The 14,924-nt window shown below is 50.3% G+C and carries 11 protein-coding genes and 1 tRNA gene; 6 read left to right on the top strand and 6 right to left on the bottom strand.

From position 1 onward, the window contains the following. Positions 1–186: 186 nt before the first annotated feature. On the top strand, positions 187–1,467 hold the full coding sequence (fadL, locus tag OGV93_RS02375) for a long-chain fatty acid transporter FadL (RefSeq protein ID WP_046275562.1): 1,281 nt from the start codon (positions 187–189) through the stop codon (positions 1,465–1,467). A gap of 59 nt (positions 1,468–1,526) precedes the next feature. Here fadL and mlaA read toward each other — a convergent pair whose 3' ends face one another. After that, positions 1,527–2,282 carry a phospholipid-binding lipoprotein MlaA gene (mlaA, locus tag OGV93_RS02370; protein WP_287109335.1) on the bottom strand — a complete coding sequence of 252 codons (756 nt, stop codon included), beginning with the start codon at positions 2,280–2,282 and terminating at the stop codon, positions 1,527–1,529. 288 nt (positions 2,283–2,570) lie between these two features. On the opposite strand from mlaA, the gene OGV93_RS02365 reads away from it, so the two are divergent. Both OGV93_RS02365 and OGV93_RS02360 read left to right on the top strand, forming a co-directional pair. Next, entirely contained in the window at positions 2,571–3,512 is a 942-nt protein-coding gene (locus OGV93_RS02365) for a formate/nitrite transporter family protein (RefSeq protein WP_047416338.1), read from the top strand. A 75-nt stretch (positions 3,513–3,587) separates the two neighbouring features. Further along, positions 3,588–3,659 (top strand) — tRNA-Arg (locus OGV93_RS02360). 47 nt (positions 3,660–3,706) lie between these two features. Here OGV93_RS02360 and OGV93_RS02355 read toward each other — a convergent pair. Further along, on the bottom strand, positions 3,707–4,339 hold the full coding sequence (locus OGV93_RS02355) for an ECs1377 family protein (RefSeq protein ID WP_019077318.1): 633 nt from the start codon (positions 4,337–4,339) through the stop codon (positions 3,707–3,709). A gap of 317 nt (positions 4,340–4,656) precedes the next feature. Here OGV93_RS02355 and OGV93_RS02350 point away from each other — a divergent pair, with 317 nt between their 5' ends. After that, positions 4,657–5,688 (top strand): isoaspartyl peptidase/L-asparaginase family protein, encoded by a 1,032-nt coding sequence (locus OGV93_RS02350; RefSeq protein ID WP_019077319.1) that lies wholly within the window; start codon positions 4,657–4,659, stop codon positions 5,686–5,688. 66 nt (positions 5,689–5,754) lie between these two features. On the opposite strand, the gene OGV93_RS02345 is transcribed toward OGV93_RS02350, so the two are convergent. Continuing rightward, positions 5,755–7,653 carry a methyl-accepting chemotaxis protein gene (locus OGV93_RS02345; RefSeq protein ID WP_016153885.1) on the bottom strand — a complete coding sequence of 633 codons (1,899 nt, stop codon included), beginning with the start codon at positions 7,651–7,653 and terminating at the stop codon, positions 5,755–5,757. Between the two features lie 374 nt (positions 7,654–8,027). Here OGV93_RS02345 and OGV93_RS02340 point away from each other — a divergent pair, with 374 nt between their 5' ends. Beyond that, positions 8,028–8,567: a DUF2058 domain-containing protein gene (locus tag OGV93_RS02340; RefSeq protein WP_016157066.1), complete on the top strand. Its 540-nt coding sequence runs from the start codon at positions 8,028–8,030 to the stop codon at positions 8,565–8,567. Positions 8,568–8,670: 103 nt separating this feature from the next. On the opposite strand, the gene pgtA is transcribed toward OGV93_RS02340, so the two are convergent. From pgtA to pgtC, 3 genes are read right to left on the bottom strand one after another with little or no spacing between them, the layout of a single operon-like run. After that, the gene (gene pgtA / locus OGV93_RS02335; protein WP_181633427.1) at positions 8,671–9,918 is read right to left on the bottom strand and encodes a two-component system response regulator PgtA; all 1,248 of its coding nucleotides are present in this window, start codon (positions 9,916–9,918) and stop codon (positions 8,671–8,673) included. Further along, positions 9,908–11,902, bottom strand: coding sequence for a two-component system sensor histidine kinase PgtB (gene pgtB / locus OGV93_RS02330; RefSeq protein WP_170973721.1), 1,995 nt, complete (start codon positions 11,900–11,902; stop codon positions 9,908–9,910). Before pgtB ends, pgtA begins: the two co-directional genes overlap by 11 nt. Before the next feature lie 11 nt (positions 11,903–11,913). Then, positions 11,914–13,107 carry a phosphoglycerate transport regulator PgtC gene (gene pgtC, locus OGV93_RS02325; protein WP_370603117.1) on the bottom strand — a complete coding sequence of 398 codons (1,194 nt, stop codon included), beginning with the start codon at positions 13,105–13,107 and terminating at the stop codon, positions 11,914–11,916. A 421-nt stretch (positions 13,108–13,528) separates the two neighbouring features. On the opposite strand from pgtC, the gene pgtP reads away from it, so the two are divergent. Next, entirely contained in the window at positions 13,529–14,920 is a 1,392-nt protein-coding gene (pgtP, locus tag OGV93_RS02320; protein ID WP_016153890.1) for a phosphoglycerate transporter PgtP, read from the top strand. Positions 14,921–14,924: the final 4 nt, after the last annotated feature.

Below are 14,924 nucleotides of genomic sequence, written 5' to 3'. Positions count from 1 at the left end.
GCTGGATCGCGTTTCTGAGATCAGAATTGAAAATATTTATAAACATACTTGCAACATTTCATCTGGTCAGACCTATACTCTCGGCACTGGTCTGATTTCTAAGTTGTACCTCAGACCCTACACTTCGCGCTCCTGTTACGGTATGTAACATTGTTTGTATAAAAATAAATCAATGAGGTTATGGTCATGAGCCAGAAAACCCTGTTTACAAAGTCTGCTCTCGCAGTCGCAGTGGCAATTATCTCCACACAGGCCTGGTCTGCAGGCTTTCAGTTAAACGAATTTTCTTCCTCTGGCCTTGGCCGGGCATATTCGGGTGAAGGCGCTATTGCAGATGATGCAGGTAACGCCAGTCGTAACCCGGCGCTGATTATGATGTTTGACCGCCCTACTTTTTCAGCGGGTGCGGTGTATATCGATCCAGACGTGAATATTTCCGGTAAATCGCCATATACAGGACGCAGCACCGATGCGGACAACATCGCGCCTACGGCGTGGGTTCCCAATGCTCACTTCGTGATGCCGATCAACGAACAGTTTGGTTGGGGGGCTTCTGTCACGTCAAACTATGGCCTGGCAACCGAATTTAACGACAGCTACATCGTCGGCGAATACGGCGGGAAGACCGATCTTAAAACGGTCAACCTGAACCTGAGCGGTGCCTACCGTCTGAATGATAGCTGGAGCTTTGGCGTTGGTTTTAATGCCGTCTATGCCGATGCAAAAATTGAGCGTTATTCCGGTGAACAAACTGCTGCATTGCCAAAAGTCAGCCAGAAAATTGCCAGCCTGAAAGGTGACGAATGGGGTTACGGCTGGAACGCCGGTATTTTGTACGAGCTGGATAAAAATAACCGCTACGGTTTAACGTATCGTTCTGAAGTCAAAATCGACTTCGATGGCGATTACAAGAGCGGCATCCGCACCCAGGCCAACGCGTTACCTGGCGCAGGCACGGCGTTCCCTTGGGGAACTACCAACGCCACCGTCCCAGGTTCTCTGACGCTTAACCTGCCGGAAATGTGGGAACTGTCGGGTTACAACCGCGTTGCACCACAGTGGGCTATTCACTACAGCATGGCTTACACCAGTTGGAGTCAGTTCCAGGAACTGAAAGCAACCGGCACCAACGGGCAGACGCTGTTCTATAAAGAAGAAGGGTTCAAAGATTCTTACCGCATCGCGCTGGGTACGACTTATTACATGGATAAAAGCTGGACCTTCCGTACCGGTATTGCCTATGACGATAGCCCGGTTCCTGCGAGCAAGCGTTCCATCTCCATTCCGGACCAGGACCGTCTGTGGCTGAGTGCGGGTACCACTTACGCCTTCAATGATGACGCGTCCATTGACGTAGGCGTTTCTTATATGCACGGCCAGAAAGTGACCGTCAAAGAAGGCCCGTATACTTTCGATTCTGAAGGTAAAGCCTGGCTGTTCGGTACCAACTTCAACTACGCATTCTGATTTTCTTCAGATATAAAAAAGGTGAGCTTTTTAGCTCACCTTTTTATTTTCATCCTTCCTTACTCAGAATCGATCTCTTTTAAATCGTCCTGAATATCTTTCGCGTTCGGGTTTTCTTCTGGTTTGAGTTTGCCACCGTTCGCAATAAAGTCATGACGCTGGAAGTAAGCTTCTCGCACCATGATGTAAGGGTCGGAAGACTGACGCAGCAGACCGTCGGAATCAAGCAGTTGCGCGCGGGTTTCAATCCCTTCAACCGTCCATTTACCTATCGACAACGGCCAGGTCAGCCAGGACAGTACCGGATACAGCGTATCCATCATGTCGCCGCCATCATCACGCAGCGTGAAGCTGCCGTAGAATGGAAGCTGCATATACGGTCCGTAACCAACGTCATAGTGGCCTAACGTACTACCAAAACGGTGTGGTTCAACGCGCTGTAACTTCGGATTAGCCATACCCGCCACGTCGATAAATCCGCCCATACCTAACAGGGTGTTCAGGAAGAAACGGGTGAAGTGCACCATCCCCTGATAGGGGTCGCCTTGCAGGAAGTAGTTGACCATAACGGCCGGCTCTTCAAGGTTGCCGGTAAAATTGCTCAAACCGTTACGCGCCGGCTGCGGGACATAATCACGCCAGGCAACTGCCACCGGTCGAACAACGTATGGATCTAAAACATTAAAGTTGAAGTTGTACATGGTGCGGTTGAACCCTTCAAATGGGTCCGAACGCCCCTGCTGTTCAGTACCAGAGCTCGCACACCCCACCAAAAGTGTGGTTCCCAGCGCAAGCGCCGACAGGCGAAGCTTCATAAGTGTCTCCCTGTGTATTATGGCTATCGCTGATTGCCATCCATGACGGAACGATGACGTATCCGCCTGTTTAGATGTGAGCGATTGTAACAGCACGTCAAATGATGTCTATATACCCTGTGTTACTGATTTGATCATAGCCTGGTAATGCGTACTCCGCGGCGGCTCTATTCTAGCTACCCCAATAAAAACAAACGTTACCATTTTTGCTATCTCAGACTTTCTCCCGCTGATTTTCGGACAAAAGCCGCTACGCTTTAGCAATACGTGCTAATTCAGGATTCGGCTATGAATGACATTGAGAACGAAAAGATTGATCGGCACAGCGACGAACTTCAGGTCGACAGTGACGAAAAGCTAGAGGGTAAAAAGATTGAGGTCGATGAGGACAGACTCCCCTCCCGCGCCATGGCGATCCATGAACATATCCGCCAGGATGGGGAGAAAGAAATGGAGCGCGACGCGATGGCGCTACTGTGGTCAGCCATCGCTGCGGGACTCTCGATGGGCGCCTCGCTACTGGCTAAAGGAATTTTTCATGTGCAACTGGAAGGTGTGCCTGGAGGATTTTTGCTGGAGAACCTCGGTTATACCTTCGGCTTTATAATTGTCATTATGGCTCGCCAGCAACTGTTTACCGAAAATACCGTCACCGCCGTCCTGCCGGTAATGCAAAACCCTACGCTCGGCAATTTTGGCCTGCTGATGCGCCTGTGGAGTGTGGTTCTGCTAGGTAATATTATTGGCACCGGGGTTGCCGCATGGGCGTTTGAGCATATGCCGATTTTTGATGAAGAAACCCGCGATGCTTTTGTCAAAATCGGCATGGATGTGATGAAAAACACGCCAACGGAGATGTTTTCCAACGCCATCATTTCTGGCTGGTTAATTGCCACAATGGTATGGATGTTTCCCGCCGCCGGGGCAGCAAAAATTGTGGTCATTATTCTGATGACCTGGCTGATTGCGCTGGGCGATACCACGCACATCGTCGTCGGTTCGGTGGAAATTCTCTATCTGGTCTTTAATGGTACGCTGCACTGGAGTGATTTCTTCTGGCCCTTTGCTCTCCCTACGCTCGCCGGGAATATCTGTGGCGGGACGTTTATCTTCGCGCTGATGAGCCATGCGCAGATCCGCAATGATATGAGCAATAAACGCAAAGAAGAAGCCAGGTTGCAAGCCAGGCGGGATGAGCAAAAGCAGAAAAACCAGAAAAAACAGGCTTGAATGGTGACGGTTTGAGCAGTTGGGCGGCCTGAGGCTTACCGTTGTGAGTAAAAAACGCTATACTCGTGCCGCTTCGTCCCCTTAGTTAAATGGATATAACGAGCCCCTCCTAAGGGCTAGTTGCAGGTTCGATTCCTGCAGGGGACACTTTTAATTAAATGCATCCGGCTAAATCCTTTCATTTACCTGTCAGTTCATCCCTGAGCCAGGCGATAAAACGGCACATTCCTCACCGTTGCAGTAAGATTGTCGGACACCATTGTCTGCTCAGTAGCTATCCGCATCCCTGATTTTCTCAGCCTCAGTACGTCAGCAGCAATACGTTGGCTGCCAAACCAGAAAAGCCCGTCCAAAGCAGTGACATCAAGGCCTGATTCCAGTGCCAGCTTCAGACGCTCACGCGGTGCTTTCACCGTTTTAGCAATTTGTTGATATGGCGCTTCGCTTGAACCTGCACGATTAATGCGTCGAATACGATGCGACAGGCGGTACTGAAATTCATCCGGTATCCCGCCGAGACTCGCTTTCAGGCTGTAAACACAACCAAAGCGTTTGCCGTTAAAGATTACGTTTTTCTGACTAAGCTGTAGCTCTTCACGAACGCTGGCAATCAGTTGCGGGGTACGAAGTAATAACAAACGGAAAGGCAGCTCAAAGCTGGTCACATAGTCCACATTCAATAAAGCAATACGCAGACGCTCTTGCGGACCCGCCTTCATTTCCCGACATTCAGCAATAACATCAGCCCACTGGCCAGCCAGACGGGAACTTTCAGTCGCCTCAGTAAAGCTGTATTTTTCAGTCTGATAATCAATACGTTCGGTCACTCGGAATTCCCTTCTGGCCACATCTCGGTATTGGTTGCTCACTTTACCAGCGACAGACTGCAACCGGAAGCCTGCGAGTATGGTCAGTGGAATGATAGAAACTTCTGCGGAAACGCTTCATTTTTTGATTAATCAATCATTAAAAATATATTTTGACTAAAATCAATTAACCAAAATTATGATTATTGAAGTATAGCCATGATTAATCTTTAGCCAGTTTGTCAGGGATAAGTTCTCCATAAACAGGCTGATTAATACCGGTAATGAGAAACATTATCGGAAATGATTCATCACTCAGAAAAAAGGAATTTATTCATATGATCAGAATCAAGACCAGTATCGCTACTTTGACCCTTTGTACCTTACTGACAGCTCCCGCATGGGGAGACGCGCAATCGCCGATAAGGCTGGTGATCCATGGTGGTGCCGGTACCATTACAAAAGATACCATCACACCAGAACAGGAAAAGCAGTATACAGAAAAACTCACTGAAGCTCTGAATGCAGGTTATGCGGTTCTGAATAAAGGCGGTAGCAGCCTGGAAGCCGTTCAGAAAGCGATTAATGTGATGGAAGATTCTCCTCTCTTCAATGCAGGTAAAGGTGCCGTGTTTACCCACGATGGCCGCAATGAACTGGATGCGTCCATTATGGATGGGAAAACCCGAAAAGCCGGTGCCGTTGCCGGTGTAACCACGGTTAAAAACCCAATTAATGCGGCGTATGCCGTTATGACTCAAAGCCCGCACGTACTCATGGTCTCGACAGGCGCGGATACCTTTGCAAAAGAACAGGGACTCGCAACCGTTGATCCTGCTTATTTCAAAACAGATTTTCGCTGGCAGCAATTACAGAATGCAATCAAAAAAGAAAAAGTGCTCCTTGATCACGATGGAAAGAGCGCTGCCCTGTTCGCTGATCCAATGATGTATGACTATAAATATGGCACTGTCGGCGCTGTTGCTCTGGATAAAGACGGTAATCTCGCTGCCGGAACGTCTACAGGCGGAATGACCAACAAACGTTACGGACGTGTGGGGGATTCACCTATCATTGGCGCAGGAAATTATGCCGACAATGAAACCGTGGCGGTATCCGCAACCGGCTCAGGAGAAATGTTTATCCGCACGCTGACCGCGTATAACATTGCAGCCCAGGTGAAATACCGCAATACCCCTTTAAAAGACGCAGCGCAGAATGCTCTGGATGAAGTTAAGGCGCTGAATGGCAGCGGTGGAGTAATTGTGCTTGATAAAGCCGGTAATTACACCATGTCCTTCAACTCTGAAGGTATGTACCGGGGAACCATAGGCGATGACGGGAAACCCGTTGTAGCAATTTATCGTTAATACTATTTCCCCGCCAGGGGATGAACCGACCCGGTATGTTGTCCGGGTCGGTTAAACGGCGTCAGGTCAGACAACAAAACGATTGACCAGATCCTTCATAGTGACAGACAGATTGTCCAGGCGCTGGCTGTCGCTTGCGGCCTGAGAAACCAACGCCGCGTTTTGCTGCGTGACCTGCTCCATAGGTCGCAGTGCCAGGTTAATCTGAGTTACCCCTTGCGATTGTTCCGTCGCTACACGAGCGATATCCGCAATATATTGCTTCATGCTGGTGGTATTGTCCGCCGCGGCTTCTAGCGCGGTAGCGGACGCCGTAACCCGCTCAACACCCTCACTAATTTTTACCATATTCTGCGCGACCAGCTCGCGGATCTGATTAGCTTCTTTGGCACAACGCTGCGAAAGATTCCGCACTTCACTGGCCACAACCGCAAACCCCCTGCCCATCTCTCCTGCCCGTGCAGCTTCCACTGCCGCATTCAGCGCCAGCAAGTTAGTCTGAAACGAAATATCGTCTATCGAGGTCACAATATTCGAGATTTTCTCACTGGAAGAGCGAATATCCCCCATGCTCTGATTTGCCGCACTGGCGACGTTACTGGCCTGGCGGACCTCTTTTTCCAGCCTGATTGTCAGATGCTCCGCTTCGCGGGCATTGTCTGCCGTTTGCGTAATCGTCGTGGAGAGCTGTTCCATACTGGCCACCGCTTGTACTATTGATGCTGCCTGTTCATCCGTGCGTTGGGCCAGGTCCTGATTACCCGCCGTAATACTGCTGCTGGCATCGGATAAAACCACGGAGCCTTGTTTAATCTCCTGGACGATATGCTGAATACTTTCCAGCATCGTGTTATAGGCGCGATTAAGTGAGGAAAGCTCATCTTTCCCCGGGGTCGCCAATCGTTGAGTCAGATCGCCGTTCATACCCGCAATCTTGCGGAGCGTGTCGCTAAATTGACGATGCATATTGATAGCGATTGCCCCTGCGAACGCCAATGATGCCAGGAGCGCTAACAAGCTGACAATCATATATATTTGCCAGTTTTTTCGTGCATCCTGCGCGAGTTTTTCCGCATTCGCTAACAGAAGATTCGCCGTCACATCTTCTATCTGCCGCATCACTTCAATACGCTGGGTTTGAACCTTGAACCAGACAGTAGGATCGACATCAAATCCACCGTTCGCGGCATGACTAAACGCGGTTTCGCGTAATGAGAGGGCTTTTGACGCTTCTGTGGACTGTAAGCGGCTTTCCAGCATGGCCGCCTGTTCCGGTGGGCTCAGACGCAACGATTGTGCCAGCCAGACGTTCTGTTTACTGACGACATCACTGAGTTGATGTAACTGCCCCTCGGCGAAATGACCGGAGGAAAAGATATTTGACAGCAGCGCGCGTTCAATACCTGCTTGTTCTTTCAAATTCAGCAAGTTGTAGTAGGCGGCGAATGCGTTCGCCATCTCGCCTGAATCCGTCAACTGTCCCAACCTGCCCACAAAACTCAGCACATCAGCAATGACATTAGTATAAAACTTAACGACATCAGAGGCCGGAAGCCCCAATCGCGTGACGTTTTCCCGGATGGTGGCAAGCGACAGAATGTTTTTCTTGAACGTGGTGACAGAATTGGCGGCATCCCCTTCTGGCAATGCAGTATCGGACAGTGAACGCACAAAGACCTCGATCTCGCGATCGGTTAAAGCCCGCTGTGCGGTTAACTCATCTTTGAACGTCTTCCCTTCAGCCCCCAGAAATCCGACGCTCATTCCCCGTTCTTTTTGCAGCTCATGCACCACATTTCCGGCACTACGCGCGAGCGCTGTCAGTTGAGCAATATTTTCCATCTGCCGTTCTGTCTCAATGCGCGTCAATATTCCTGAACCAGCAAACCAACATAACGCCAATAATAGTGGTTGTAGCGCGATTATTAACTTCATTTTCATCGGCATTCGATAAACCCACCACATGCCACTTCCCTCCATTGTCCATATTTTAATTATGGTTATCGGCGCAATGAGGTTGCACTTTAAATTTGATCAAGAGACAACTGATTGTTTTTTAGATTAAATACCTGCCAAAATAACTCTATTTGATTATGACAATCAGGATAAATCACTGGAATATTTATATTTATGATATCTATTATCAAGTTAGTTAAATTATTCAGCATATTATTTCTTATTAAAAAACGAGTTAACTATCAACACGATTCGGAAAGGGAGTAAGACACAGAACAGTGACGCCTACTGGAGATAACCGTCGTGGCACGGCCATTTTCTGGCATCCCGTCGAACGTTAAGGTTATAATCCTGACAACGATTTTATTGGATTAGAAGCGACGATGACAAAACTTACCCTACAAGAACAGATGCTTAAGGCAGGTCTGGTCAGCAGCAAAAAAGTGGCCAAAGTGCAAAGAACGGCGAAGAAATCGCGCGTTCAGGCTCGCGAAGCCAGAGAAGCGGTTGAAGAGAATAAAAAAGCGCAAATTGAGCGCGACAAGCAGCTCAGCGAACAGCAGAAACAGGCCGCGCTGTCTAAAGAATATAAAGCCCAGATCAAGCAACTGATTGAAATGAATAAAATCACCATTACCCGTGGCGATATTGGTTACAACTTTACTGATAATAACCTGATCAAAAAAGTCTATGTTGATAAGGTGACTCAGTCTCAGTTGATCAAGGGCCGTCTGGCCATTGCCCGACTCACGGCTGAAAGCGGCAACGATAGCGAATACGCCATTATCCCGGCTGTCGTCGCCGACAAGATTGCGCAGCGCGATGCAAGTTATATTGTTTTAAATTGCGAGCTGAGCCAGGAAGCGAAGGACGAAGACGATCCGTATGCTGATTTTGTCATCCCTGATGATTTGATGTGGTAAGAAAAACAACCAGATAATCACCCGGACTTCCGTTGCCTATTTCGGTGAACGCCAACGCCGCCACCGAAATACTTCGACGTCCCTTCGCCCCCAATTCTGTCGACTAAAACTTATAGTGTTCTTTGCTCAGCCCGTATTTTCTCATGCGTAAATACAATTTTTTACGCGGGATTTGTAAATACTCCGCCACTTCATTAATGCGCCCCTGATGAATATTTAGCGCTTCAGTAATGATCTGTCGCTCGTACTCTTCAACCCGCCGATCGAGCGGTGTTGGTTCAGGCAGATGCAGCTGCGGATTCGCGGTTTCAGCCAGCGGGAGTAGCCCAACGGCAAAAAGCTCGGCGGCATTCGCCAGTTCTCGAACATTACTTAACCACACGCGACGCCGCATGCCTTTCAGTAACTCCCCTTCAACCTCGGGCACGGGATGGTTCAGGCGCAGACAGGCTTTCTGCAGGTAATGACGAAACAGCGGCTCAATATCATCCGGACGCTGTGACAGCGGCTGACAACCGATTTGCGTCATCGCAAAACAGTAATAGAGTTCGGCCACAATCTGGTTGGTTGCCGCCAGTTCCACTAACGATGTGTCACCAATGCCTATCAGACGAAACGGACGCCGCTCCTGGCTTTGCAGATGCACCATATGGTGCTGCTGTTCACGTGTCAGGCACTCAATATGGCTCAGGACCAGCGTTCCTCCTTGCGCCTGTGCAATAAGGTCATTGAGTAGTCCCGCGTTCCCGGGCGTTAGTTCACCGCGGATAAACGGCCCATCAGCGCTGCGCCCAAGCTGATGCAAATACCGGGCTCCGGTCATACGTCCTGTCCCCGGCTCGCCATAAAACCAGACGGCAATATCCGTTTCCGCCAGGTGTTGCAGACGTTGACGATACTGATTGACCCAGTCACTGTAGCCGAGCAGTTCAACCTGAAGCTTTTGCTGGCAATAATGGCGACGGGCAATCACGGATTGTCTCTGACGCAGCGCATCCTCTACCAGCGACAGCAGTTTGCCGGGGTCGACCGGTTTTTGCAGAAAGTCCCATGCGCCTTTCTTTACTGCCTCCACCGCCATCGGGACATCGCCATGCCCGGTGATAAGCAGAATAGGGAGCTGATTATCATCCTGATGAAACAACGTCATTAGGTCTATTCCATTGCAGCCAGGCATACACACATCGCTCAGAACAATCCCCGGCCAGTCGGCTTGCAGCCAGTTTCGGGCATCAAAAGGGTTATTGCATGCATAGACACGGTACCCCTCTTGTTCAAGCAACAGAGTGTAAGCGTCGAGAACATCGGCATCATCATCAATCAGCAGAACAGAATAGTCATCACACAACATCGTTTACATCCGTCAGATTAAATTGCAGAACGACGCAGGCATTACGCCCCGGTGTCGACGCCAGGCGCAGCTCGCCGTTCATTTGCCCCATTAACGATACACAAATCGATAAGCCAATACCGAGCCCCACATCCTTACTGGTGGTAAACGGCTTTAACAGTGATGGCAATAACGCCTCAGGCCAGCCGGGGCCGTTATCGCAGACAAAGACGCACAATCGGCTGCCCTCAGCCTGCCAGTGAACCTCTATTTGCGCGCCAGTCGGACTGGCATCCAGCGCATTTGCCAGTACGTTTACCAGCACCTGCTGAATACGCACTTCATCACCTGTCACCCATACACTCTGGGCTGGAAGCGTCAGCGTACCCTGCTGTGGCTTATGCCGCATAGCCAACAGTTCCCAGGCGGCGCTGAATGTTTGTCGCAGATCGACCGGATGCAAAGGCGCGCCCGGCTCGGCCCGACGTGCAAACTGACGCAGCGAACGGATAATGGCATCAATACGGGTAATCAGCCCCTCCGCTTTGGTTAACGTACTTCTGGCCTGAGCGGATTGTCCTTGTTCAATTGCCCTTCCCGCCGTAAACAGGTACATCGACAGCGCATTCAGCGGTTGGTTAATCTCGTGCGCCAGCGTGGTCATGGTCTGTCCCACCACTGCCAGTTTTGCCGTCTGGATCAGTTCATCCTGCGTTGCCCGGAGATCGGACTCTATCTCCTTGCGCTCTGTCACTTCCTGCTCCAGCTGATTTTTTTGCGCACTCAACTGGCCCAGAGTATGGCGCAGCAATCCTGCGATGCGCCCGAGCTCATCGCGCCCATAAACCGGGATGGTGGCATCCGTTCTGCCAAGACCAATTTGCACCACGGCCTGGTTGAGTGCGGTAAAACGCTTCACCAGACGCGAACGAATAAAGTAATGGTTGAGCCCCCAGGCGAGAAGTAGCGCCAGCAGCGTCGCCAGCAGAATAAGTCCACCGCTGACGCGAACAATTTGTTCCAGCCGCTGGTTAAACATCTGCATTTGCTGATGGCTACTCCCCAACTGCGCCTCAAGTAGTGTTCGAAAGCGCCCGAGCGTTGCCTCTCTGGCATGGTTGGCATCAACGAGCGCTTTTTGCGCGGCGACATAATCGCGCATGGTATCGGGCATTTTATTTTTCATCATCCCGATTTCCAGTAACTCATCAATGGTTTGCCGCAGGGTGATAGTACTGGGCCAGTCATCGAGGGTACGGATATTTTCATCCGCCGTTTTCTTCAGATTCTCCAGATAGCGGATATGATTCTCCACCAGCATTCCGTCGTCGCTACCCGACTTCAGTTCATTGAGCCTGTCGCGTAAATCATCCACGATCTGATTTTCAATTCTTGCCAGGGTGTAAACCTGCTGCTGCTCGTTTTGTACCTCTCTGGCACGTTTGAGATACTGCGCCGCATCGCCGTTTTTGGCCTCAATTTGATCCAGCAACGTCCCCTGCTGCCAGGTAAAATCCTGCACCAGCGAATTCAGCTCGGTTGTAAAATCATCATGTAGCCAGTCGATGCGCGCGGAGAGTTCACTCACCTTTTCGCGCACGAGGAACATGTTGTAGAGCACCCGGTCCAGCTCCGCCATCAGCGCCCGACTGTCTTGCAAAATCACCGCCAACTGCTGTTGTTCTGCAGATTGTAATCCCCGGCTCAGCACCTCAATTTTGTCCAGATGAGAAATAATTTGATTGCGCAGTTGCAGCCTTACCGTGGTGTTGGGGGCCAACAGGAATTCATTAAGCTGATCCACAACCAGGTTGAGATTTCCTTCTATCAAAAAAGCGGAATGTACGCGCGGGAAGTAATCATCAAGTGAATAGCGTATCTGCGAGCTCTGCTCATGCCAGGAGTACAAACTGACGCAGCTTACGCTCAACGTCAGTAATGCGCCCGTCAGAAACGCTCCCCGCAGGCTACTGCTGATGCTGAGCTGGCGCAGGCGTTGCAGTATCGAACCACCTTTCATTTTAACTCTTCCAGTTTGGATATCGCCTGACGCTGATTTTTAAGAAACCAGAGCTGCCACTCCATCATCTGCTGTTCGGCTACGCTTTTATTCTCAAATTGCGCAAGCCAGGCCTCATCTTCACTACTTCTGGCATCTATCGGGACGCTGGTCAGTAATGCTCTGATTTCGGGTAGCGGGCGTTTCAGGCGCGCTTCCGCACTGTATAGCGCCCGCCAGGCATCTTTCAGCTGCGCGAGTCGAAAACTGATGGCGGTATCAAACATCCGCTGCACCAGCTGTTGCCGCTTAAGGATCAGCCGATAATTAAGCGCGGGCTGGCTCATCAAAATAGCCTGCTGAGCGGCGCGTGGGTTATCAGGCGCGAGCTGCGTGACCGGATATTTCCCCGTGTTTGCATCCGCAAGGATCCGCTGTCCTTCCGGGCTTAACAGATAGCGGATAAAGCGACGCGCTTCGTTGGGGTGCTGGCTATTTTTGAGTACGGCAACATAGGTGGGTGACACCGCCGAGCGAGGAAAATAGGTAAAAGTAAGGTGCGGATCGTTAAGCAACAGGTTGGCATAGTTATCAATAACCGGCCCCGCCACGCCCAGACCGCTCTTAATTTTGTCGGCCACGCCAAAACTGCGTGATGAAATCGTTACCAGATTACCGGCGCTGGCCAACAACGTCGCCCAGCCCTCTTCCCACCCTTTCTGTTGCAGCAGCGACTCAACCATCAGGTGGTTGGTATCGGAACGCGACGGGCTACTCATCAACAGCGCGTTCTGATATTTAGGCTGCGTTAAATCCCCCCAGTCGTCAGGCGGCGGAAGATGCCGCGCCGCCAGCGCAGAACGATTAATCAACAGGCCAAACCCTGATATCGCCACAGCCACGGAGGTCGAGCGAATCGAGTCTGGCACCAGCCGCTGGCTTTCAGGCAGCGCATTATCGAAAGGCGCCAGCTTCTGGTGCTCCTGAAGATGCTGCAACAGCATGGGTGATGAGGTCAAAATCAGATCGACGTTTTCCGCATTCGCAGTATCCAGCAACTGTTCCAGCGAACCGCTGGTCCGGTTTAACGTGCGAATCATCACTGACCCTGGCTCCGTCTGCCAGCGCTGGATAATCCAGGCCGTGGCCCCTGGGGAAAAGGTGGTCGCCATCACCAGCTCTTTACCCAGGACCTGGCAGCTCGCCGACAGCGACATAAAACAGAGCAAGAATGCCCAAAAACGCCCCCGGCCCAACAGTCTGTTTGTGATCCCGTTCATAAATACCAACATGTACAAAAAATAATATTGAGACAAAACTTACCCGTTTATCACCGCTGGGGGGAAGAATAAGGTTATTCGTAGAATAACCAAACGGAAAGTGACGACATCAGTAAAGAATACCCGAAAATGCAGCCTGAATTTGTTAATACCCGCACACGCCGATGATAAAAATTCCCGTGAAAGAATAGAATTGAAAATCCATTATTAAAAAAGAGTCAAAATCTGCCACGCCGCCCGCAAATTGAGTCAATAGTGACACATTTCATCAACTTGAGTTTCTTTGCCGTCTATTTCACTCTTCACTGCGAAAAATCCTGATATTCACATCAATAAAAAATTAGGTGATGATATGTTATCAATATTTAAGGCAGGACCAGCGGCGAATAAAGTCCCGGCGGAGAAAGTCCAGGCAACTTATGGCCGATACCGCATTCAGGCATTACTCAGCGTATTTCTTGGCTATCTTGCGTACTATATTGTGCGCAATAACTTCACGCTCTCGACTCCATACCTGAAGGAGCACCTGGATCTCAGCGCTACGCAGATTGGTTTACTCAGCAGCTGCATGCTTATTGCCTATGGGATCAGTAAAGGCATTATGAGCAGTCTGGCAGACAAAGCCAGCCCGAAAGTCTTCATGGCATGCGGCCTGATCCTGTGCGCTATCGTCAACGTAGGCCTGGGGTTCAGTACCGGATTCTGGATATTCGCCGCGTTGGTCGTTTTCAACGGTTTGTTTCAGGGGATGGGCGTTGGCCCTTCATTTATTACCATCGCTAACTGGTTTCCACGTAAAGAACGTGGACGCGTTGGCGCATTCTGGAATATCTCACACAACGTTGGCGGTGGTATTGTCGCCCCGATTGTTGGCGCCGCGTTTGCCATTTTGGGGAGCGAACACTGGCAAAGCGCCAGCTATATTGTTCCGGCCTGTGTTGCCGTACTGTTTGCTTTTATTGTGCTGATGCTAGGGAAAGGTTCACCACGCCAGGAGGGTTTACCGGCTCTGGAACAAATGATGCCGGAAGAAAAAGTCGTATTAAATTCCCGACACGCTGTCCAGGCGCCAGAAAATATGAGTGCCTTCCAGATCTTCTGCACCTATGTATTGCGTAATAAAAATGCCTGGTATGTTTCACTGGTAGACGTTTTTGTCTATATGGTGCGTTTTGGTATGATTAGCTGGCTGCCAATTTATTTATTAACCGAAAAACATTTCTCGAAAGAGCAAATGAGCATAGCTTTTCTGTTTTTCGAATGGGCGGCAATTCCTTCCACATTACTGGCGGGTTGGCTCACCGATAAACTGTTTAAAGGCCGTCGCATGCCGCTGGCCATGATCTGTATGGCGCTGATTTTCGTCTGCCTGATCGGTTACTGGAAAAGTGAATCGCTGCTGATGGTCACTATTTTTGCCGCCATCGTGGGTTGCCTGATTTATGTTCCGCAGTTCCTGGCCTCCGTTCAGACCATGGAAATCGTCCCCAGCTTCGCAGTAGGTTCTGCGGTAGGGTTACGCGGATTCATGAGCTACATTTTTGGCGCATCGCTAGGAACCAGCCTGTTTGGCGTGATGGTCGATAAAATGGGATGGCATGGCGGCTTCTATCTGTTGATGGGCGGGATTGTATGCTGCATCCTGTTCTGCTACCTCTCCCATCGCGGCGCGCTGGAGCTCGAACAACAGCGGAAAAACGCTCAACAAGAGGAAGCGTCACTCCAGTTGGCTGATGCCCGGTAGCCGA

Source organism: Citrobacter sp. Cb031 (assembly GCF_030336725.1).
GTDB lineage: Bacteria > Pseudomonadota > Gammaproteobacteria > Enterobacterales > Enterobacteriaceae > Citrobacter > Citrobacter braakii.
The sequence above is the reverse complement of the archived record's forward strand: the minus strand, read 5'-3'. Positions and strand labels throughout refer to the sequence as shown.